The sequence below is a fragment of the Hyphomicrobium sp. 802 genome, assembly GCF_000526135.1.
In the GTDB taxonomy this organism is placed as follows: Bacteria; Pseudomonadota; Alphaproteobacteria; order Rhizobiales; family Hyphomicrobiaceae; genus Hyphomicrobium_B.
Window position 1 is genome coordinate 391,745 of the sequence record NZ_JAFM01000001.1, and the last position, 20,226, is coordinate 411,970.

The 20,226-nt window shown below is 61.6% G+C and carries 18 protein-coding genes; 5 read left to right on the forward strand and 13 right to left on the reverse strand.

The genetic code is table 11. From position 1 onward, the window contains the following. Positions 1-82: 82 nt before the first annotated feature. The 5 genes from fabA to HYP802_RS0102030 all read left to right on the forward strand — a co-directional run bounded on the left by fabA (position 83) and on the right by HYP802_RS0102030 (position 4,241). Entirely contained in the window at positions 83-607 is a 525-nt protein-coding gene (fabA, locus tag HYP802_RS0102010) for a bifunctional 3-hydroxydecanoyl-ACP dehydratase/trans-2-decenoyl-ACP isomerase (protein WP_013950352.1), read from the forward strand. Between the two features lie 64 nt (positions 608-671). Further along, positions 672-1,904 carry a beta-ketoacyl-ACP synthase I gene (fabB, locus tag HYP802_RS0102015; protein ID WP_013950353.1) on the forward strand — a complete coding sequence of 411 codons (1,233 nt, stop codon included), beginning with the start codon at positions 672-674 and terminating at the stop codon, positions 1,902-1,904. A gap of 133 nt (positions 1,905-2,037) precedes the next feature. Next, on the forward strand, positions 2,038-2,907 hold the full coding sequence (gene fabI / locus HYP802_RS0102020; protein ID WP_013950354.1) for an enoyl-ACP reductase FabI: 870 nt from the start codon (positions 2,038-2,040) through the stop codon (positions 2,905-2,907). A gap of 74 nt (positions 2,908-2,981) precedes the next feature. After that, on the forward strand, positions 2,982-3,827 hold the full coding sequence (locus tag HYP802_RS0102025; RefSeq protein ID WP_013950355.1) for an aspartate/glutamate racemase family protein: 846 nt from the start codon (positions 2,982-2,984) through the stop codon (positions 3,825-3,827). 138 nt (positions 3,828-3,965) lie between these two features. Further along, positions 3,966-4,241, forward strand: a complete 276-nt coding sequence (locus HYP802_RS0102030) for a hypothetical protein (RefSeq protein WP_013950356.1) — start codon at positions 3,966-3,968, stop codon at positions 4,239-4,241. Positions 4,242-4,436: 195 nt separating this feature from the next. Here HYP802_RS0102030 and pnp read toward each other — a convergent pair whose 3' ends face one another. From pnp to HYP802_RS0102100, 13 genes are all read right to left on the reverse strand, one after another. After that, positions 4,437-6,635, reverse strand: a complete 2,199-nt coding sequence (gene pnp / locus HYP802_RS0102035; protein WP_013950357.1) for a polyribonucleotide nucleotidyltransferase — start codon at positions 6,633-6,635, stop codon at positions 4,437-4,439. A gap of 175 nt (positions 6,636-6,810) precedes the next feature. Then, a complete protein-coding gene (gene rpsO, locus HYP802_RS0102045; protein ID WP_280949184.1) occupies positions 6,811-7,209 on the reverse strand; it encodes a 30S ribosomal protein S15 in 399 nt (132 codons plus the stop codon). Between the two features lie 73 nt (positions 7,210-7,282). Beyond that, positions 7,283-8,203, reverse strand: coding sequence for a tRNA pseudouridine(55) synthase TruB (gene truB / locus HYP802_RS0102050; RefSeq protein ID WP_013950360.1), 921 nt, complete (start codon positions 8,201-8,203; stop codon positions 7,283-7,285). 5 nt (positions 8,204-8,208) lie between these two features. Further along, the gene (gene rbfA / locus HYP802_RS0102055) at positions 8,209-8,607 is read right to left on the reverse strand and encodes a 30S ribosome-binding factor RbfA (protein ID WP_013950361.1); all 399 of its coding nucleotides are present in this window, start codon (positions 8,605-8,607) and stop codon (positions 8,209-8,211) included. 138 nt (positions 8,608-8,745) lie between these two features. Further along, positions 8,746-11,574: a translation initiation factor IF-2 gene (infB, locus tag HYP802_RS0102060; protein WP_024275039.1), complete on the reverse strand. Its 2,829-nt coding sequence runs from the start codon at positions 11,572-11,574 to the stop codon at positions 8,746-8,748. 11 nt (positions 11,575-11,585) lie between these two features. Further along, positions 11,586-12,296 (reverse strand): RNA-binding protein, encoded by a 711-nt coding sequence (locus tag HYP802_RS0102065; protein WP_029670707.1) that lies wholly within the window; start codon positions 12,294-12,296, stop codon positions 11,586-11,588. 33 nt (positions 12,297-12,329) lie between these two features. Further along, positions 12,330-13,970 (reverse strand): transcription termination factor NusA, encoded by a 1,641-nt coding sequence (nusA, locus tag HYP802_RS0102070; protein ID WP_013950364.1) that lies wholly within the window; start codon positions 13,968-13,970, stop codon positions 12,330-12,332. Positions 13,971-13,974: 4 nt separating this feature from the next. Beyond that, positions 13,975-14,616, reverse strand: a complete 642-nt coding sequence (rimP, locus tag HYP802_RS0102075; RefSeq protein ID WP_013950365.1) for a ribosome maturation factor RimP — start codon at positions 14,614-14,616, stop codon at positions 13,975-13,977. Positions 14,617-14,742: 126 nt separating this feature from the next. After that, positions 14,743-15,405 (reverse strand): tRNA (guanine(46)-N(7))-methyltransferase TrmB, encoded by a 663-nt coding sequence (locus tag HYP802_RS0102080; RefSeq protein ID WP_024275042.1) that lies wholly within the window; start codon positions 15,403-15,405, stop codon positions 14,743-14,745. A gap of 161 nt (positions 15,406-15,566) precedes the next feature. Next, positions 15,567-16,772: a methionine adenosyltransferase gene (gene metK / locus HYP802_RS0102085; RefSeq protein WP_013950367.1), complete on the reverse strand. Its 1,206-nt coding sequence runs from the start codon at positions 16,770-16,772 to the stop codon at positions 15,567-15,569. Positions 16,773-16,972: 200 nt separating this feature from the next. Beyond that, a complete protein-coding gene (locus tag HYP802_RS0102090) occupies positions 16,973-17,437 on the reverse strand; it encodes a helix-turn-helix transcriptional regulator (RefSeq protein WP_024275043.1) in 465 nt (154 codons plus the stop codon). A 111-nt stretch (positions 17,438-17,548) separates the two neighbouring features. Then, a complete protein-coding gene (lnt, locus tag HYP802_RS0102095) occupies positions 17,549-19,186 on the reverse strand; it encodes an apolipoprotein N-acyltransferase (RefSeq protein ID WP_013950369.1) in 1,638 nt (545 codons plus the stop codon). Beyond that, a complete protein-coding gene (locus HYP802_RS0102100) occupies positions 19,186-20,214 on the reverse strand; it encodes a hemolysin family protein (RefSeq protein WP_013950370.1) in 1,029 nt (342 codons plus the stop codon). Before HYP802_RS0102100 ends, lnt begins: the two co-directional genes overlap by 1 nt. Between the last annotated feature and the right edge of the window lie 12 nt (positions 20,215-20,226).

The following is a 20,226-nucleotide window of genomic DNA, read 5'->3' on the forward strand; positions in this document are numbered from 1 at the left end:
TGTGTTAGGACCCGCTGATCTTGAACGGCCGGAGCATATTGTGCACGTACACGACACTATCGGCCATGAAACGAGGGGATACATGGCAGAACGCCGTTCTAGTTACGAATTCGATGATCTGCTCGCTTGCGGCCGTGGGGAGCTGTTCGGGCCGGGAAATGCCCAATTGCCGCTGCCGCCGATGCTGATGGTCGACCGGATCGCGTCGATTTCGGAGACGGGCGGCGCACACGGCAAGGGTCAGATCGTTGCCGAACTCAAAGTCGCCGGAAACGAGCGCCTGGATTGGTTATTTGCCTGCCACTTCAAGGGCGATCCGGTCATGCCCGGCTGTCTCGGTCTCGATGCGCTGTGGCAATTGACCGGATTTTTTCTGGGCTGGCTCGGACTTACGGGGCAGGGCCGGGCGTCAGGCGTCGGCGAGGTGAAATTCACGCGCGAAGTGACGCCGGACGTGAAGCAGCTTGAATATATCATAGACATCAAGCGGGTTATTGCTCGAAAGCTGAAGCTCGCCGAGGCTGACGGGGTCCTGAAAGCCGACGGCGAAGTGATATACACAGCCAAGGACTTGAGGGTCCTACTCAAGTCGAGCGAAGGCCCTTAAGCGTGGCCCTAGGGCCCGGTTGCCAGGGTGGGCGGCAGCAGGAACCGCAGGAGTGAAGGAGCGCATGCGGCGCGTAGTTGTGACTGGGATGGGTGTTGTGTCCTCGATTGGGAACAACACTCAGGAAGTTCTTGCTTCGCTGAGAGAGGCGAAGTCCGGCATTTCTCGCGCCGAGAAATACGCTGAGCTTGGCTTCAAGTGTCAGGTCCATGGCGCGCCCCATATCGACTGGGAAAGCATGGTGCCGCGCAAGCCGAAGCGTTTCATGGGCGCGGGCGTCGGCTGGAACTGGATCGCGATGGATCAGGCCATTCGCGATGCGGGCCTTGAGCCGTCGGATGTGGTGAATGAGCGCACGGGCGTCATTCTGGGCTCGGGCGGACCTTCTACGAAGGCCATCGTCGAGGCGGCGGAGACGACGCTCCGGACCGGCAGTCCGAAGAAGATCGGCCCGTTCGAGGTGCCTAAAGGCATGTGCTCGGGGCCGTCGGCCGCGCTTGCGACCGCTTTCCAGATCAAGGGCGTTAACTATTCGATCGCGTCGGCCTGCGCGACCAGCTCGCACTGCATCGGCAATGCTGCCGAAATGATCCAGTGGGGCAAGCAGGACATCATGTTCGCAGGCGGCTGCGAGGAACTCGATTGGACGCTGTCGGACCTATTCGACGCCATGGGTGCGATGTCGACGGGCTTCAACGCCACGCCGGAGCGGGCCAGCCGGCCGTTCGACAAGAACAGGGACGGCTTCGTGATCGCGGGCGGCGCGGGCGTCGTGGTGCTTGAAGAGCTGGAACGGGCCAAGGCTCGCGGAGCCAAGATTTACGGCGAACTCAAGGGCTACGCCGCGACATCCGACGGCTATGACATGGTCGCACCGTCCGGCGAAGGTGCGGAGCGCTGCATGCGCCTCGCCATGAAAGGGTTCGACGGTAAGGGCTTGCCCACGATCGATTATATTAATCCGCACGGAACCGGCACACCGGTCGGCGACGCCAAGGAAATCGACGCCATCCGGGCCGTCTTCGGCGATAAAATCCCGCCTATCTCGGCTACCAAATCGTTAACAGGGCACTCGCTCGGCGCTATTGGTGTGCAAGAGGCGATTTTCTCACTGCTGATGATGAACAATGGCTTCATCGCCGAAAGTGCAAATATCGACGAGCTTGACCCGGCGTTCGCTGATGTGCCAATCGCTCGCAGTCGTATCGACAACGCCAGCCTTAACTGTGTGATGTCGAACAGCTTCGGTTTTGGCGGCACCAATGCCACTCTCATTTTCTGCCGGCATGATGCCTGATTAACCGATGCTTTCCTGGTCGCCGCTAGGACTGCTCAGCGGCGAACGGTTGAGAGCGATGAGAGTATATAAGCGTGGTTCAGGCTGGTTTGACGTACGCGGGCGTACCTTTGGTGACAAAACGAGGCTTCCTATGACCGACATCGATATCGCTAAGCCCGGCCCGATCATGGCCGGCAAGCGTGGCCTCATCATGGGTGTTGCCAACGACCGTTCGATCGCGTGGGGCATTGCCCGCGTCCTTCACGGTCAAGGCGCCGAGCTGGCATTCACCTATCAAGGTGGCGCATTCGGGCGCCGCGCTGTGCCGCTGGCGCAGTCGATCGGCTCGAAGATCATCGAGGAATGCAACGTTCTCGATCTCGAAAGCGTCGATCGCGTTTTCAATCGCATCAAGGACGAGTGGGGCAGCATCGACTTTGTCGTGCACGCGCTGGCCTATTCCGATCCCAAAGAGCTTGCTGGCCGCTACGCCGACACGACGCGCGAAAACTTCATCAACTCGATGGTGATCTCGTGCTTCTCGTTCACTGAGATCGCGAAGCGCGCTTCGGCGCTGATGCCGAACGGTGGCTCGCTGATCACGCTGTCTTATGGCGGTGCGACGCGCTGGGTGCCGTCTTACAACGTCATGGGCGTCGCGAAAGCCGCGCTTGAGGCTTCGGTGCGCTATCTCGCAGCGGATTTCGGACCGCAGGGCGTTCGCGTCAATGCGCTCTCGGCCGGTCCGATGCGCACGCTCTCGGGCGCTGGCGTTTCGGATGCGCGCGTGATCTTCAATTTCCAGCGCGATAACTCGCCTCTGCAGCGCACGCCGACGCTCGATGAAGTGGCGGGTTCGGCGCTTTATCTGCTGTCGCCGCTGTCGGGCGCCGTGACGGGCGAAGTTCACTTCGTCGATTGCGGCTATAACACCGTGTCGATGCCGTCGCTGCAGAGCCTGAAAGAACAGGACGCTGAGGCCAAGCCCGCCAGCGCATCGCCGTCGGCTGCGGCGGAGTAAAATCCGCACGTCTGGCATCGGGCGATCGTCGGCCCGGTTGACGTTCACAATTCGCCGTCGCAAACACTCCGGCCATGATCGGGGTGTTTGATTCAGGGCTGGGTGGACTGACGGTGCTTCGCGCGCTCGTTGCGCGTTTCGACACGGTCGATTTCGTCTATCTCGCCGATCACGCCCACGTCCCCTATGGCAATCAGGCGTCGGAAGCCATCGTCGGCTATACGCGCGACTGTGTCGAAGAGCTGTTTGCGCGCGGCGCCAAGCTCGCGCTTCTGGGCTGCAACACGGCGACGGCGGTGGCGCTTCGACGATTGCAGCAGGAGTGGCTACCGGACAGTCGCTGGGCAGGCGGACACAATGTGCTCGGCATCGTCGCGCCGACAGTCGAAGGCGCAACACAGACGCCGTGGGCGGTGACGTCGCCGCAATATCCGCAGAAGTACAACACCGACACGATTGCCGTTTTCGGCACGACGCGGACGATCACGTCGGGCGTCTATCCGGAAGAGATCCGCAAGCGCTGTCCGAAGGTCACGGTCGTGCAGCAGATCTGCTCGGAGCTTGCGGGCGCCATCGAGCAGAAACGGCCGGAAGCGGAGCTTGATGCGCTCGTTCGCGAGGGCGTCGAGGCGATGCTTGCCAGCAACGGCAACATGCCGCCGCATCGCGCTATTCTCGGCTGCACGCATTTCCCGCTCGTTGAGCATCTGTTCCGGAAATATCTGCCGCCGTTTACGCGCATTCTTTCCCAGCCTGAAGTCGTGGCCGACAGTTTCGAGGATTATCTGGCGCGGCGGTCGAATTACCTCAACGGCGATGAACGGGGAAAGCTCACGCTGTTGACAACAGGTGACCCTCAGGACGTCAGCGAGAAAGCCCGGGTTTTCTGGCCCGACGTCCCTGCCTTCGCCAAGGCCTGAAGCGTCCGTGCAACGCTGCGACATTTTCGCGGGTTATTTGTCATTGATCCGTTGGCGGAATAGTTCCCCGCTGGTAGACGTCATGGTGTCTACAACTCCGGCGGGGTGCCGAAGGCATAGGGGAGAGGGATAGGCCCGATGACAACAAAGTTTCCGTTCGCTGCCATGGTGATCGCTGCGGGGCTGATGTTTGCAAGCGGACCAAGCATCGCGAATACGAGCGTAGCCGTCGGCAGCCTGAAGGCCGTGGCTGCTGCTCAGGGGGCTACGGTTCAAAAAGTGGGCTACTGGAATCGCTGCCGATGGGGCATCGGCGGCTATCACAAGTGGGTGCCGGGCGTCGGCCGTGTGCAGTGCACTGCGCGCAAATGCTGGCGCAATAGCTGGGGTATTCGCCGCTGCCGCTGGTATTGATCCGGCGCAGTTGTCATCCCGGACGAGGTGTCGCGAGCGGGAGCTCGATACAGCGGGGAAGTGGCTTCTCCTCCGAGTTCTAGGCCCGCAAGCGGCATCACCTAGGATGGCCGTTCGAGAGATCAGGCGGGGTAAAAAAAGCCGCCGGACTGCGGGTTCCGGCGGCTTTCGTCATTTCAGCAATGAGGCGAGGGCTTAGCCGCGCTCACGGCGCGGACCGCGACCGCCACGGCCACCTTCGCGGCGCGGCGGACGGCTCTCGAAGACTTCTTCCGGCTCGCCTTCAGCGCGCGGGATTTCCTGGCCGGTCGCCTGATCGACGATCTTCATCGACAGACGCGTCTTGCCGCGATCGTCGAAGCCAAGAAGCTTCACGTAGACTTCCTGGCCTTCCTTCACGACTTCGCCGACCGTCTCGGGACGGCCCTGCGCGAGCTGCGAGATGTGGACCAGGCCGTCCTTCGCGCCGAAGAAGTTCACGAACGCGCCGAACTCCATGACCTTCACGACCTTGCCCTTGTAGATGTGGCCGACCTCGGGTTCGGAAGTGATGCCGCGGATGCGGTCGAGGGCTTTCTCGATCGATTCACGGTTGGCGGAAGCGATTTTCACGGTGCCATCGTCTTCGATGTCGATCTTAGCGCCCGATTCCGCGACGATTTCACGGATGACCGAACCGCCCGAGCCGATGACTTCGCGGATCTTGTCGACTGGGATCTTGATCGTCTCGATGCGCGGGGCGAACTCACCGAGTTCGGAACGCGCACCCGTGATCGCCTTCGACATTTCGCCGAGGATGTGGATACGGCCCTCATGCGCCTGCTCGAGAGCGACGCGCATGATTTCCTCAGTGATGCCGGTGATCTTGATGTCCATCTGCAGTGACGTAACACCCTTATCGGTGCCGGCCACCTTGAAGTCCATGTCGCCGAGGTGATCTTCGTCGCCAAGGATGTCGGAGAGGACGACGAAGTCATCGCCTTCCTTGATCAGGCCCATCGCGATACCAGCCACCGGAGACTTCAGCGGCACGCCGGCGTCCATCAGCGCGAGAGACGAACCGCAGACCGTCGCCATCGACGAGGAGCCGTTCGACTCGGTGATTTCGGAGACGACGCGGAGCGTATAGGGGAACTCTTCCTGGCTCGGCAGCATCGGGTGGATGGCGCGCCAAGCGAGCTTGCCGTGGCCGATTTCGCGGCGGCCCGGAGAACCCATGCGGCCGACTTCGCCGACCGAGTAGGGCGGGAAGTTATAGTGAAGCAGGAAGCGCTCTTTCTTCGTGCCTTCGAGGCTGTCGATGAATTGCTCGTCTTCCCCCGTGCCGAGGGTTGCGACGACGAGCGCCTGCGTCTCACCGCGCGTGAAGAGCGCCGAACCGTGCGTGCGCGGCAGAACGTGGACTTCCGAGAGGATCGGACGAACCGTCTTGAGATCGCGGCCGTCGATGCGCCGCTTCGTCTTCAGGACGTCACCACGCATGATGTCCATTTCGAGCGACTTGAACGCGTCCCCGAGCAGGACTTTCTCGTTCGGGTCGTCAGCCGGAATGGCGATGCCTTCGGTGATCGCCTTCTTGGCTTCCGAAACGAGGTCCTGACGCTTGCCCTTTTCCTTGGTGGAGAAGGCTTCCTTCAGCTTCGCTTCGGCGATCTTCTTGACGTCGGCGGCGTATTTCGCCTTGTCGGCGATCTTGATATCCCACGGCTCTTTAGCGGCTTTTTCGGCGAGCTTGATGATCGCCTGGATGACCGGCTGCATGTGCTTGTGGCCGAACATGACGGCTTCGAGCATCTGGGATTCCGGAAGTTCCTTGGCTTCCGATTCAACCATCATCACGGCGTCGGTCGTGCCGGCGACGACGAGGTCGAGAGCGGTTTCCGCCATCTCGTCGATCATCGGGTTCAGCACGAACTCGCCGCCGATGAGGCCGACGCGCGCAGCGCCGATCGGGCCGAGGAACGGCAAGCCCGAGAGCGTCAGCGCAGCGGAGGCTGCAACCATGCCCAGAATATCGGGATCGTTTTCGAGGTCGTGCGACATGACCGTCACGACGACCTGGGTTTCGTTCTTGAAGCCGTCGACGAAGAGTGGACGGATCGGACGGTCGATCAGGCGGGAAACCAGCGTTTCCTTTTCGCTCGGACGGCCTTCGCGCTTGAAGTAGCCGCCAGGGATCTTGCCGGCTGCGTAGGTGCGTTCCTGATAGTTCACGGTCAGCGGGAAGAAGTCGATGCCGGGCTTGGCGGAACGGGCGCCGACGACGGTTGCGAGCACCGTGGTGTCGCCATATTGCGCCATGACGGCGGCGTCTGCCTGGCGGGCGTAATGGCCAGTTTCAAGCTTCAGCTTGCGGCCACCCCAGTCGATTTCGACGCGATGGATGTCAAACATGTTTGATCTTTCGTTTTCGCTTTTTCTGTTCGGTCGGTCAGCTCAAACGGCCTCATGCCGGGAGAGCGCGTATCGCGCCGGCACCGATCGAGGCGCCGACGTTCTTCTTGTTCAGTAGATCGCGTGACTGGCCATCGGGGCCCGTCCTGTCTTGGACGCTCTTGCGAGCGCGCAATTAGCGGCGGATGCCGTTTTTCTCGATGATCTTCTGATAGCGGGCGTTGTCCTTGGCCTTGACGTAGTCAAGGAGCTGGCGGCGCTGGCTGACCATCTTGAGCAGGCCACGGCGCGAATGGTTGTCTTTCTTGTGCGCCTTGAAGTGCTCGGTCAGCTCGTTGATGCGATGCGTCAGGACGGCGATCTGGACTTCCGGCGAGCCGGTGTCGTTGGACTTCGTGGCATTGTCTTTGATGACAGCCGTCTTGGCCTCACGGCGGTGAGGTGCGATCTGCGACATCGAATGCTCCTTTCGAAATTGGGAGTTTGAGATCAGCGGCCACGGCCGGGATGTCGTCCAGCGGGGTCGCAAACGAAAGCCGCGCGGGAACGAGGCCCGCGCGGGTGCGCTACTTATACACGAACCTCAGCCAAAGGCGAGGCGGATTTCGCGGGAAATTTCGTGATTTTCTTCAAGGAATTAACGAAAATTAGCCGAGATTGAAGACCCGTGTCGGGTGCAGCGCGCCCTTGGCAAGCTCGCCGAGCGCGATCAGGCGACCCTTCGAGGTTGCGTAGGCGGGGCCGGTCATGATCGGTGCGTCACGGCCGCGAATGATGACCGTTTGGCCGCGCGCGAGTGTGGCGGCGTCGCTTTGGGAGACGAGCAGCTCGGGGAGATCGGCGAGGGCCGCCTCAACGGGCAGCAGCAACTTGGCGATCTCTCCCGGATCTTCCGACTGCGCGGCCGCGAGGAGCGTGTCCATGCTGATGGCGCGAGCTTCGTCGAAGGGGCCGACTTCGGTACGCCGGAGCGCGATGACGTGGCCATAGCAGCCCATCAGTCGTCCGAGATCACGGGCCAGGGCGCGGACATAGGTGCCCTTGCCGCAGCGGGCTTCGAATACGCTTGTTGCGTCATCCGGCATGTCGACGAGCTTCAGGCTCTCGATCACGACCGGGCGCGGTTCAAGGACGACCGTTTCGCCGTCGCGCGCCAGATCGTAGGCGCGATTGCCATCGATCTTGATCGCCGAATAGGCGGGCGGCACCTGCATGATCTCGCCGTGAAAGCGCGGCAGCAGAGCTTCGATCTCCGCGCGCTCGGGGCGCTTGTCGCTCGTTTTCGAGACGGCGCCTTCGGTGTCGTCTGTCTCCGTTTCAGCGCCCCAACGCACGGTGAAGCGATAGGCTTTTTCGCCATCGACCGCGAACGATACAGTTTTCGTGGCTTCGCCGAGCGCGATCGGGAGGATGCCTGTTGCGAGCGGATCGAGTGTGCCGGAGTGTCCGGCCTTTTGCGCGTTGAAGGCGCGGCGAACCGCACCAACAGCCTGCGTCGAGGTCATGTTGATCGGCTTGTCGAGAATGAGCCAGCCGTGAACGGCGTTGCCTTTTTTGCGTCGTGCCATGTTCGTTATTTCTTGATGTCGCGCTGAACGCGCTCGCTATCGAGAAGGCGGTCAATGCGGGTTGCTTCTTCGAAGGTTTCGTCTTCGCGAAAGCGAAGGTCGGGCGCATAACGCAGGTTCAGCGTGTGCGCGACTTCGGCGCGGATGTATTTCTTGTTCCGCGTGAGGGCTTCGATGACAGGCTTCACGTCGTTGCCGCCGAGCGGCATGACGTAGACGGTTGCGAGCTTCAGGTCCGGCGAGAGACGCACTTCCGGAATGGTGATGACGTGGGAAGCCAGCACGTCGTCGTGGATTTCTCCGCGAGAGAGCAGTTCGGAAAGCTTGTGACGGATCAGTTCGCCGACGCGCAACATGCGCTGCGACGGGCCTTTGGCGCCCGATGGGGCTGGTTTCTTTGCCATTTGTTATCCGCCGCGGGATGGGACCGCGCGCGGCCTCTTGATAGAAATAGGTTACTGGATCGAGTGAGTAGCGGATCGTGTTACATCCGCACAAGCCCGCGCGATGAATAATCGCGCGGGATCGCTTGGGTTAAATGCTTAGAGCGATCGAGCAATCGTCTCGACCTGGAAGCACTCGATCTGGTCGCCTTCGCGAATGTCCTGGTAGTTCGCAAAGGACATGCCGCATTCCTGACCGGAGACAACTTCTTTGACGTCATCCTTGAAGCGCTTGAGGATCGCAAGCGTGCCTTCGTGAATGACGACGTTGTCGCGCAGCAGACGGACCTTGGCGCCGCGCTCGACCTTGCCTTCGGTAACGATACAACCGGCGACCTTGCCTGCCTTCGAAATGTTGAAGACCTGCTTGATCGTGGCGTAGCCGAGGAAGACCTCGCGCCGGGTCGGAGCAAGAAGGCCCGACATCGCCGCTTTCACTTCATCCACGAGATCGTAGATGATGTTGTAATAGCGGATTTCGACGCCGGCTGCGTCGGCAGCTTGCTTCGCCTGCGCGTTGGCGCGGACATTGAAGCCGATGACGACGGCCTTCGCCGCAGCCGCCAGCGCGATATCGGACTCGGTGATGCCACCGACGCCGGAGTGTACGAGGCGAGCTTCGACTTCCTCGTTGCCAACCTTTTTCAGCGCACCAGCGATGGCTTCGACAGAACCCTGCACGTCGCCTTTGACGACGAGCGGGAATTCCTTGCGACCAGCGTCCTTGAGCTGCTGCATCATTTGCTCAAGCGTGCTCTTGGTGCCAGCAGAGCCAAGCGTCTCGCGGCGCTTGCGGACGCGGTAATCCGTTAGCTCGCGTGCGCGGGCTTCGTTTTCGACGACCGCGAACTGGTCGCCAGCTTCCGGTGCCGAGTCAAAGCCCAGGACCTCTGCGGGAACCGAGGGACCAGCCGACTGGATGTTGGCGCCGTGATCGTTGAGGAGTGCACGGACGCGACCCCAGGCCGTACCGGCGACGATGATATCGCCGACGTGCAGCGTGCCGCGCTGAACAAGAACAGTGCCGACCGGACCACGGCCACGCTCGAGCTTGGCTTCGATGACGACGCCATCGGCCGTGCGGTTCGGGTTGGCCTTGAGGTCGAGAATTTCGGCCTGAAGGCGGATGGCTTCGAGCAGCTTATCGAGGTTGGTGTGCTTGAGCGCCGAGACCGGCACTTCCAGCGTTTCACCGCCCATGCTTTCGACCACGATCTCGTAGGACAAAAGCTCGGTGCGGACGCGATTAGGATCAGCCTGCGGCTTGTCGATCTTGTTGATGGCAACAATGATCGGCACGTTCGCAGCCTTGGCGTGATTGATGGCTTCAACCGTCTGCGGCATTACGCCGTCGTCAGCGGCAACGACCAACACGACAATATCCGTCACCTTGGCACCGCGTGCACGCATGGCGGTGAACGCTTCGTGGCCTGGCGTATCGATGAACGTGATCTTGTCGCCGTCGGGCGCCGTCACCTGATAGGCGCCGATATGCTGGGTGATGCCGCCAGCTTCGCCCGAGACGACGTTGGCCTGACGGATGGCGTCGAGCAACGACGTTTTGCCGTGGTCGACGTGACCCATGATCGTGACGACCGGCGCGCGCGATTCGAGCGAGGAATCGTCAACGTCTTTCTCGCCGACGAAACCGATTTCGACGTCCGATTCAGAAACGCGCTTCGATGTGTGGCCGAATTCCTGGACGATCAGCTCAGCCGTGTCGGCATCGAGCACGTCGGTGATCTTATGCATCGCGCCTTGCTGCATCAGGTACTTGATGAGGTCGACGGCGCGCTCGGCCATACGGTTGGAGAGTTCCTGAATCGTGATGGCTTCAGGAATGACGACCTCGCGGGCGATCTTTTCGCGCGTCTGCTGAATGCCCATGGCTTTCAGCTTTTCCTTCTCGCGCTTGCGCTTCAAGGATGCGAGCGAGCGGACCTGAGCTTCGCGATCGAAGTTTGTGATCGTCAGCTTCTGGCGCTGGCGGCCATCATCGTTGGTTTTGACGGCCGGGCGCGGAACCTTGACGCCGCCGGGGCCGCGCTTGCGAGCATCATCGTCTTCGACCTGCTCGCGAACGACCGGGGGACGCGCCGGGCGGGACGGCTTTTCAATCGTCGTCGCATCGGTCGGTCCTGCGGACGCGCCACGGCGGGCCGGGATCGGCAGCTCGATCTCGCGCGGGCGACCGGCTTCACGCGGCATGAATGCGGTGTTGCCCGACGGACGTGGGCCGCGGTTGAATTGCGGACGGCCGCCATCGCCGCGCGGCGCATGACCACCGTCGCGACCACCACCATCGCGGCGGCCTTCATGGCGTGGCTCGCGCTGCGGCGCGTTTCCGCGTCCGGCAGGCGGCGGTGTCGGTGCGGAAGCGGGCTGAGCGGCAGCTGCGGCCGGAGCTGATGCCTGTGCTGCAGCTTGTTCGGGCGCCTGTGCGGCGGGAGCGACGCTTGCGGCCACTGTGGGCTGTGCGCTCGGCGCCGTCTGCGGCCGTTCCTCGGCGCGCGGCTGTGGCTCGGGCGGACGAACGACGGGCTCGAAGCGGACCGGCTCAGCTTCCGGCACGCGGCTCGTATCTTCGGCGCGTGCAGCGGCCAGCGCGCGCTCGCGTGCGGCGCGTTCCTCATTCGAAAGGACGCGGCCAGCGGAACGGTCACCAGACGATTGGCTCGGCGGTGCCGGGGGCACGCGATGCGGTGCCTGCGATTTCTCGATCGTCACAGCGCTGGGAGCAGGAGGCGCAGTGCCCTCGCCCTCGGATCCCAATCGCCGAGTCTTCTTTTTCTCGACGACAACGGATTTCGATCGCCCGTGGCTGAAGTTTTGCCGCACGTGGCCAGACTCGACCGTTCGCTGCAGCGATAGCGGCTTTCGCGCTCCGACCCGGATGGTCTTATCGGTCTGGTCGTTCGAATCCGTCATGCGTTATCCGTTCAGCCTTCACTAGAAAGTTCAGAAATATCGTCGGCCGCCCCAGTGGCGGTTTCGGGGGCGGCTTCAATCGTGGAGCGCCGGTAGCGGGTAAGCCGCTCCGCTTCCTCCAGAAACCGATCCGACAGTCCTCCGGGTATGAGCGCAGCATGTACCACACTTCCGCGCCCAATGGCCAAGCTCATTTGCGCTATCGTCAGAACATTGACGATGGCAGCCGGTTGGCCACGATCTGCCTGAATAGCCTTGTATTTTCGATCAATTTTCGAGCAGCCGTCGGCGGCAGCATCGGCGCCATGCAGGATGGCGCGGACCGGCCCCTTCTCAAGAGCCGCAAAAACCTTTTCGAAACCGGCGATTGCGAGCCCAGCCTTATTGGCCAGCGACAGCGTTCCGGTTACGCGCTTAAGGATAAGAGCGTCAACGAGATCTGCAAGGTCCCTGGGTGCTTCGGCCTTCGTTTTAAGGCTTTTTGAAAAGGCCTGCGTCGAGATGGCCTTTTCCACCAGCTTTCTGTCGCAACCAACCCAGACACCCCGTCCTGGCAAGCGGCGATCGAGATCGGGAACGACAATGCCGTCGGGCGACAGGACGAAGCGGATCAGTCCGCTCGCGTCACGGCTTTCCCGCGTGACGGCGCACAGGCGCTCTGGTCCGACGCCGGAATCTAGCTCCGTGTCGTCCAGCATCAACCGTTGTTGCCGCTTCGCCATCACGCGCGTTTGTCGTCCTTCCGGTCATTCCTGTTAGCCTTCGGCGCTGACGCCGGAGGCATCAGCAGCGTCGGGTTCGGTTTCGCCCTCGGCGGGCTGTTCGAGATCTTCGGCCTTGATCCAGCCGGCGTGCACGCGCGCCGCCATGATCATGTTTTCAACGTCGGTCCGCGACAGCTCGAAGCCGTCGAGATAACCCTTGTGGCGAACTGGCTCGGTGTCTTTTTCCTTCTTACGCTCGGTCCAGCCGATCAGTTCGTCGGTCGCGCAATCGGCGAAGTCTTCGACGGTTTTGACGCCGTTCTCGCCGAGCGCGACCATCATCGCGGTCGTGATGCCGGGGATTTCGGCCATGTCGTCGGCAACGCCCAACTCGCGGCGCTTGGCATCGCGTTCGGCTTCCTGCTGTTCGAGGTATTCGCGGGCGCGGCTCTGGATCTGCTCGGCGGTGTTCTCGTCGAAGCCTTCGATGTGCGCGATTTCCGCGATGTCGACGTAGGCGACTTCTTCGATCGTCGCGAAGCCTTCGGTGACGAGAAGCTGTGCGATGACCTCGTCGACGTCGAGCGAATCCATGAGAAGCTGCGTGCGCTCGGCGAATTCCTTCTGGCGGCGTTCGCTTTCTTCCTGCTCGGTCAGGATGTCGATGTCCCAGCCGGTGAGCTGCGAGGCCAGCCGCACGTTCTGGCCGCGACGGCCGATCGCGAGCGAAAGCTGGGCTTCGGGAACGACGACTTCAATGCGGTTTGAATCTTCGTCGAGCACGACCTTGGTGACTTCGGCCGGTGCAAGCGCGTTGACGATGAAGCTCGCAGCATCCGGGTTCCACTGGATGATGTCGACCTTCTCGCCCTGCAATTCGTTGACGACAGCCTGGACGCGAGCGCCGCGCATACCGACGCAGGCGCCGACCGGATCAATCGAGGAATCCTTCGAGATGACGGCGATTTTCGCTCTGGAGCCAGGATCGCGGGCAACCGATTTGATCTCGACCACGCCATCGTAGATTTCCGGCACTTCGGCGCGGAACAGCATCGACATGAATTCGGGGCGGGCGCGCGTTAAGAAAATCTGCGGTCCGCGCTGTTCGCGGCGGACTTCATAGATGTAGGCGCGGATGCGATCGCCGAGGCGGACGTTTTCGCGCGGGATCATCTCATCGCGGCGGATGATGCCCTCGGCGCGGCCCAGATCGACGATGACGTTGCCGTATTCGACGCGCTTCACGGTGCCGTTGATGACGTCGCCGGTGCGGTCCTTGAATTCGGAGAACTGGCGGTCGCGCTCGGCTTCACGCACCTTCTGGACAATAACCTGCTTGGCGTTCTGAGCGGCAACGCGGCCGAATTCGAGAGGCGGCAGCGTTTCGGCGATCATGTCGCCGGCTTTGGCATCGGGGTTGCGCTTCTTGGCGTCTTCGACGGTAATCTGTGTGGCGTCGTTCTCGACTTCATCGACGACGGCGAGTACGCGCGTCAGCTTGGCTTCGCCGGTCTTCGGATCGATTTCGCAGCGGATGTCGTTTTCCGCGCCATAACGCGACTTCGCGGCTTTCTGGATGGCGTCTTCCATCGCCTCGATGACGATCTTCTTGTCGATCGTCTTTTCGCGGGCGACGGCGTCTGCAATTTGCAGAAGCTCAAGGCGGTTGGCACTGATGCCTGCCATGGCCATGGGATCAATCCTCCAGATCGTCTTCGTCGAGTTCGGCGCCGTCGCCGGGCCGGGTTGAATGGCGCTCTTTGGCGCGTTGCAGCGCTTCGCGGATCAATTCGTCGGTTAAAACGAGCTTGGCATCCGAAATGAGATGAACGGGCAGCCCTAAGTGCTGAATGCCCTGCTCGCCGGTATCGGCTTTGATGCGGACCTCACCGTCTTCGAAGCCTTCAAGGATGCCCTTGAAACGCTTGCGGCCGTCAACGGCTTCTTTCAGCTCGATCTTGGCTTCGTGGCCGGACCAGTCTTCGAAATCGCTCGGGCGGACCAGCGGACGGTCGATGCCAGGCGAGGAGACTTCGAGCCGATAGGCGCCGGAGATTGGGTCGGCGACGTCGAGGACCGGAGAAACGCCCTTGGAGATCGCCTCGCAATCATCGACCGTGATCGAGCCGTCTGGCCGTTCCGCCATCAACTGCACGATGCGGTCGCGGCCGTCGCCCTGAATTTTCACGCGCACCAAGCGGAAGCCGAGATCGGCAAGCACCGGCTCGACAATGGCAGCAATTTCAGCCGCAATGCCGGTCTCGCGCAAAAAACGCGTCGTATCGGCGTTTTCTGCAGGCGAAGCCTGATCCTGATCGTTGGCAACCGTGTCTTGCAATGGCGTTCCTGAGTTTAAAGTCCGTTCGGAGCGGGCCCTGCGGTCCACTCTCCAATCAGTGCGTCGTGTTATTGGAATAGCAGCTAAATAGGCGACTTTGGCCTTTTGCGCAAGGCTTCGGCGGCGTCAGGCCCGCAGAAATCGGAAATAATAGCGTTTGCGGCCTTCTCGAACGGCCTTTGCTTCGTAACGCGTCTCGGGCCAATCGGCGGGGCGAATGCGCCAGTCTTCGGGGCTCGTGGCCTGCCAGAGAAAGCGCGGTTCGTGGGCGAAAGCTTCAAGCATCGTGCGGGCATAGTCGCCGATATCGGTGCCGATACGCAGCTCCGCGCCGGGGCGCATCACGTTCGCGAGCAGCGCCAGTAACGAAGTATTAACCAAGCGGCGCTTTCGGTGCTTTCGTTTCGGCCAGGGGTCCGGAAACAGGATAAAGGCGCGATCTATGCTGTTTGACTGAGCGGCGCGCAGGATGTCGCGCACGTCGTTCATGTGCAGGCGAATATTTTTCAAATTCTCTTCGGTGACGGCCGTCAGGACCTTGATCATGCCGTCTTCGAACGGCTCGCAGCCGATCAGCGCAACACCCGGATTGTGCCGCGCCTGCCAGAGCAAGTGCTCACCGCCGCCGAAGCCGATTTCGAGCCATGTCTGCTCAAAGCCTTCGGGCGGGGCGGCAGGATCGAACGAGAGGCGCGGAAGATCATGGAGAAGCAGTGCCGATTGACGCGCGCTCGGTTTGCGGCCGCGGCGCCGTCCAAACGATCTTAGCTCGTGTTCGCTGTCAGACATGATGCGTTACCAGAAGAAAACAGCGGCTTTTGCAGGCTTTTGCGTCGGCATTGGCGATACGCATTCCGCGCGCCGATGCGGCGCTAGTTGAAACAAAATCCGGTAAAAGAAAACGGCCGCTTTCGCAGCCGTTTTCCGAAACTCAATTCGTGCGTGCGGCTTTAGCCGACGGCCTTCGCGATCTTATCGGCGAGGTCGGTGCGCTCCCACGAGAAGCCGCCGTCAGCTTCGGCGTGGCGGCCGAAATGACCGTAAGCCGCGGTGCGCGCGTAGATCGGCCTGTTGAGGTCGAGCTGGTTGCGAATGCCGCGCGGCGTCAGATCCATGACCTCGCCGAGAGCCTTCTCGATGACGGCTTCATCGACTTTGCCGGTGCCGTAGGTGTCGACGTAGATCGACAAGGGCTTGGCGACGCCAATGGCGTAAGAGAGCTGGATCGTGCAGCGATCGGCAATGCCGGACGCCACAACGTTTTTGGCGAGATAGCGGGCTGCGTAAGCTGCCGAGCGGTCAACCTTGGTCGGGTCCTTGCCGGAGAACGCGCCGCCGCCGTGGGGAGCCGCGCCGCCGTAGGTGTCGACGATGATCTTGCGGCCGGTGAGACCGGTGTCGCCATCGGGGCCGCCGATGAAGAACTTACCCGTCGGGTTGATGTGCCAGATGCAGTCTTTGCCGATCCAGCCCTCAGGAAGTGCCTTGCGGACGTAGGGCTCGATGATCTCGCGAACCTGGCGCGAGCTCAGGTCTTCGACGATGTGCTGGTGTGAGACGACGATCTGCGTCACGCCGACCGGCTTACCGTTTTCGTAGCGGACGGTGACCTGGCTCTTGGCGTCGGGGCCGAGCTTTGCGGCGTCGCCGACCTTGCCTTTACGTGCGGCCGCAAGATCGAACAGGATCTTGTGCGCGTAGTAGATCGGCGCCGGCATCAGTTCCGGCGTCTCGTTACAGGCATAACCGAACATGATGCCCTGGTCGCCCGCACCTTCTTCCTGGTTCGTCGGCTGCTGAGCATCGACGCCGGCTGCGATATCGGCCGACTGCGAGTGCAGCAGAACTTCGATGTTACAGTTGGCCCAGTGGAAGCCGTCCTGCTCGTAGCCGATATCCTTGATAGCGTTGCGGGTCAGGTCTTCGATGGCTGCGACAGTGATGCCCTTGGGGCCGCGCGATTCACCGGCGATCACGACGCGGTTGGTCGTGGCGAGTGTTTCGCAGGCGGCGCGGATCGTCCAGGGATCGAGCCCTTCCTTCGCGCCTTCGCGATAGAACGCATCGACGACCTCATCGGAAATACGATCGCAGACTTTATCGGGATGGCCTTCGGAGACGGATTCGCTTGTGAAAAGGAAGGACTTGCGCGCCACTTTGGCCCCCATGTTTTGAAGATTTGCGGGACGAACGCCGCAACACTGTGCGGATTTCAAACCGACGAAAGGCGCCGGGTTGTCGCAATCTTGTTGCGCCCGGTCAAGCCGAGGTGCGCCGAGAGACGCGAAATGGGCCGCGACCTAGCGCCCTTCCGTTTTATCGGAGGCGAGCCAATCCGTCATAAAACAGCAAGGCTTCAGCTTTCCTCGCCAGCAAGCGCGCGAACGAGTTCGACAATCGAACGGCGAACTTTCGGATCGGTGACACGGGCAAAAGCCTTGTTCAACTCGAGGCCTTCGCGGGTGCCGAGAAAATCGACGACATAGCTTTCGTCGGGTTGTTCGGCGAAGCCCGGCGTCGCAGCGCCGGCGCTTTGGGCGCCGGAAGGGGCTTCGTCGTAGAAGAATTGAACCGGGACGCCCAAGACCTTGGCGAGGTCGAAGAGGCGGCTGGCGCCGATACGATTGACGCCTTTTTCGTATTTCTGGACCTGCTGGAACGTCAGTCCCAGATGCTCGCCAAGCTTTTCCTGGCTCATGCCGAGAAGCATGCGCCGTAACCTGACGCGTGATCCAACATGGACATCCATGGGGTTAGCGCGGCGAGATCCCTTCGGGGCCTCTTCGCTCGAATCGTCTTCGATAGAGATTTGATCCACCATCACTCGTACAGCCAGCAGTTCCAAAGGCAAAGGCTTTGCACTTCGTAGGTGCACGGGCGCAAGGCGTCAATGACCGAGCGCTTCCGCGACAAGTTGACTTCAAGACTTTGATTAACGGCCTTTTTTCCTGAGCCCGGCAGCCAAGACGGCAAAAAGCGCGAGAATAGCGGCAAGGAGCCAGTCACCGAGGCGCGCATAGGGGGGTAGCGGCACGGCTTTCGGCAGGGTGCTGTCGATCTGGCCACGGACATCGAGGCCAAGGGACACCAGGACACGGCCGAAGGGATCGACGACGCCCGATATCCCATTATTGGCGGCCCTAACGAGCGGAGCGCCTTCTTCGACGGCTCGGACGCGGGCCTGATGGAAATGCTGATACGGTCCCGTCGTCTCGCCGAACCAGCCGTCGTTGGTCACATTGATCATGACGCCGGGATGCTCGTGGCCCTGAACGACATTCCCGGGAAAGAGCGCTTCATAGCAAACGAGGCCTAGAACCGGGGGCAGGCCGGGAATGTGCATCAGCGGTCGCGGCTCGGGGCCGGTGGCGAAGGAGCCGCGGCCCTGCGTCAGTTTTTCGATGCCGATGGCGGAGAGCGTTTTCTCATAGGGCAGGTACTCGCCGAACGGCACCAGATGGGTTTTGTCGTAGGTCGCAATCGGCTGGGCCTTCTCGTTCAGCACCAGAATGCTGTTGAGCGTGCGGGTCTCGCGCGTGATCTGCGAACCGGGCGGCAGCGTCGGATCGTGACGGAGCGCACCGGTGATCAGCGTCGTGCCGGGCGGCAGGATATTCGCCAGAATGTCGAGCGCGACAGGGGCTTCAAGCGGGAAGAAGGGCATCGCCGCTTCGGGCCAAATGACGTGCGTGATGCCCTGAAGCGAATCCATTTTGCCGGATGGGTCCGTCAGCGACAGCGCGACGTGATCATCGAAAATGCGGCGCTGGTACTCCGCCATCCATTTTTCGCGCTGGGGAACGCTCGGCTGCACGATGCGCATTTTTACATTCGGCACGAACTCTTGCGGCGATTGCAGACGCCAGACACCGTAAGCCCACAGCAGGCCGATCGGCGCGATGGCGAGAAGCAACGCGGTCGAGACGGTACGCAGGGTCGAGTGTTTGCGCTTGTCGCTCAGGGCGACGAGCGGAGCGGGAAAGACAAACAGCGCAATCGCCGTCAATCCATAGGCGCCAAACAGTGCCGCGCTCTGCATCAGTGGCAACGGATAGGTCAGCGCATAGCCCGGCAGGTCCCAGGGGAAGCCCGTCAGAATATGTCCGCGCAGCCATTCGACGATCGAGAGTGCGATGGCAAAGACGAAAACACGCGAAAGGCCGTCGCTCCAAAACAGTCGCGCCGCTGCACCGCCGATGCCCCAGAACAGCGCAAGTCCGGCCGGGAGGAGTGTAATCGCGAAGGGCAAAAGCCACGCAAACTTATCGGCTTCGACGAGGAACGCTTCTCCAATCCAAAAGAGATTGCAGAAGAAATATCCGAAGCCGAACAGCCAGCCGGCGCTAAAGGCACGTCGCCAATTCGAGCTGCCGTCGATCAGCCAGATGAAGACGGGAAGCGTCAGAAATAGAATCGGCGTCACGAACATCGGCGCGAACGCCAAGGCCGAAAGGCCGCCTGCCGCTATTGCAAGTAGCGCGCGCCGCCAGCCGCGGAGCGCCATGATTTTCTCGCGCATACGCGCGATCAGCGGCGGTTGTTCCGGCGCGATGGCTGGGACAGCGTCCATCACGCCTTCGGCGCTTCGGGCAACGACTTGGTGTTGGTCAGAGGCGGACGCGGCGGATGGATTTTCAGTTTTTTGACGCGACGCGGGTCGGCGTCTAGAACTTCGAACTCGACGCCGGTCGGGTGGCGGATCAGCTCACCGCGCGCCGGCACGCGGCCGAGCATCGAGAAGATGAGGCCGCCAATCGTATCGACGTCGGTTTCTTCGTCGTCCGGCACAAGCTTCACGCCGAGATGCTTCTCAAGCTCTTCGATGGGCGTGCGGGCGACGGCGACGATGCCGAGTTTCGGATCGACGACGATGTTGGTTTCGTCGTCGTCGTCATGTTCATCTTCGATATTGCCGACGACCTGCTCGACCAAGTCCTCGATGGTGACGAGGCCGTCGGTGCCGCCATATTCATCGACGACGAGAGCCATATGGATGCGCGTCGATTGCATGCGGATGAGAAGATCGACGGCCGGCATCGACGGCGGAACGTAGAGGATCTGCCGGCGGATCTTCACAGTCGTGATCGGCTTGTTGAGGTCGATGGCGCGCAGGTCGAACAGGTTCATCGGCACCGGAGCGTCGGGATCGACTTTGCCGTTTTTCGACGACTGGCCGGTCGCTTCGGCCATCAGCCAGCGCAGCACATCTTTGATGTGGATCATGCCGCGCGGATCGTCGAGCGTCTCGCGGAACAGCGGGATGCGCGAGACACCTGCCTCGTTGAAGGTCTGCAGCAGCTCCGAGATCGGCTCGTTCTCATCGAGCGCCGTGATGTCGGCGCGCGGGACCATCAGCGAAGCAACACGGCTTGAGCCGAACTGGAGCAGCCGCTCCAGCATCTTGCGCTCGGCTTCCGTGAAATTGTCGGTGCCGCCGGTCTTCAACGCGCCTTCGAGCGCGTCGCGAACGTTCTGCGGGACCACCAAGCCCAGCTTCGACCGCAGCAGGTGAAGCCAGCCCAGGGAACCGAATGCCCGAGCCTCGTCGGCTAAACTGTCGGACAGAGGCTTATCTTGTGTGTTGTCAGTCATGGTCATGGGTTGAAACCC

What these genes read in the sequence shown, in the direction of transcription:
- fabA (WP_013950352.1), top strand. Translation starts at nt 83, where the DNA reads ATGGCAGAACGCCGTTCTAGTTACGAATTCGATGATCTGCTCGCTTGC.
- fabB (WP_013950353.1), top strand. Translation starts at nt 672, where the DNA reads ATGCGGCGCGTAGTTGTGACTGGGATGGGTGTTGTGTCCTCGATTGGG.
- fabI (WP_013950354.1), top strand. Translation starts at nt 2,038, where the DNA reads ATGACCGACATCGATATCGCTAAGCCCGGCCCGATCATGGCCGGCAAG.
- HYP802_RS0102025 (WP_013950355.1), top strand. Translation starts at nt 2,982, where the DNA reads ATGATCGGGGTGTTTGATTCAGGGCTGGGTGGACTGACGGTGCTTCGC.
- HYP802_RS0102030 (WP_013950356.1), top strand. Translation starts at nt 3,966, where the DNA reads ATGACAACAAAGTTTCCGTTCGCTGCCATGGTGATCGCTGCGGGGCTG.
- pnp (WP_013950357.1), bottom strand. Translation starts at nt 6,635, where the DNA reads ATGTTTGACATCCATCGCGTCGAAATCGACTGGGGTGGCCGCAAGCTG.
- truB (WP_013950360.1), bottom strand. Translation starts at nt 8,203, where the DNA reads ATGGCACGACGCAAAAAAGGCAACGCCGTTCACGGCTGGCTCATTCTC.
- rbfA (WP_013950361.1), bottom strand. Translation starts at nt 8,607, where the DNA reads ATGGCAAAGAAACCAGCCCCATCGGGCGCCAAAGGCCCGTCGCAGCGC.
- infB (WP_024275039.1), bottom strand. Translation starts at nt 11,574, where the DNA reads ATGACGGATTCGAACGACCAGACCGATAAGACCATCCGGGTCGGAGCG.
- HYP802_RS0102065 (WP_029670707.1), bottom strand. Translation starts at nt 12,296, where the DNA reads ATGGCGAAGCGGCAACAACGGTTGATGCTGGACGACACGGAGCTAGAT.
- nusA (WP_013950364.1), bottom strand. Translation starts at nt 13,970, where the DNA reads ATGGCCATGGCAGGCATCAGTGCCAACCGCCTTGAGCTTCTGCAAATT.
- HYP802_RS0102080 (WP_024275042.1), bottom strand. Translation starts at nt 15,405, where the DNA reads ATGTCTGACAGCGAACACGAGCTAAGATCGTTTGGACGGCGCCGCGGC.
- HYP802_RS0102090 (WP_024275043.1), bottom strand. Translation starts at nt 17,437, where the DNA reads ATGGTGGATCAAATCTCTATCGAAGACGATTCGAGCGAAGAGGCCCCG.
- lnt (WP_013950369.1), bottom strand. Translation starts at nt 19,186, where the DNA reads ATGGACGCTGTCCCAGCCATCGCGCCGGAACAACCGCCGCTGATCGCG.
- HYP802_RS0102100 (WP_013950370.1), bottom strand. Translation starts at nt 20,214, where the DNA reads ATGACCATGACTGACAACACACAAGATAAGCCTCTGTCCGACAGTTTA.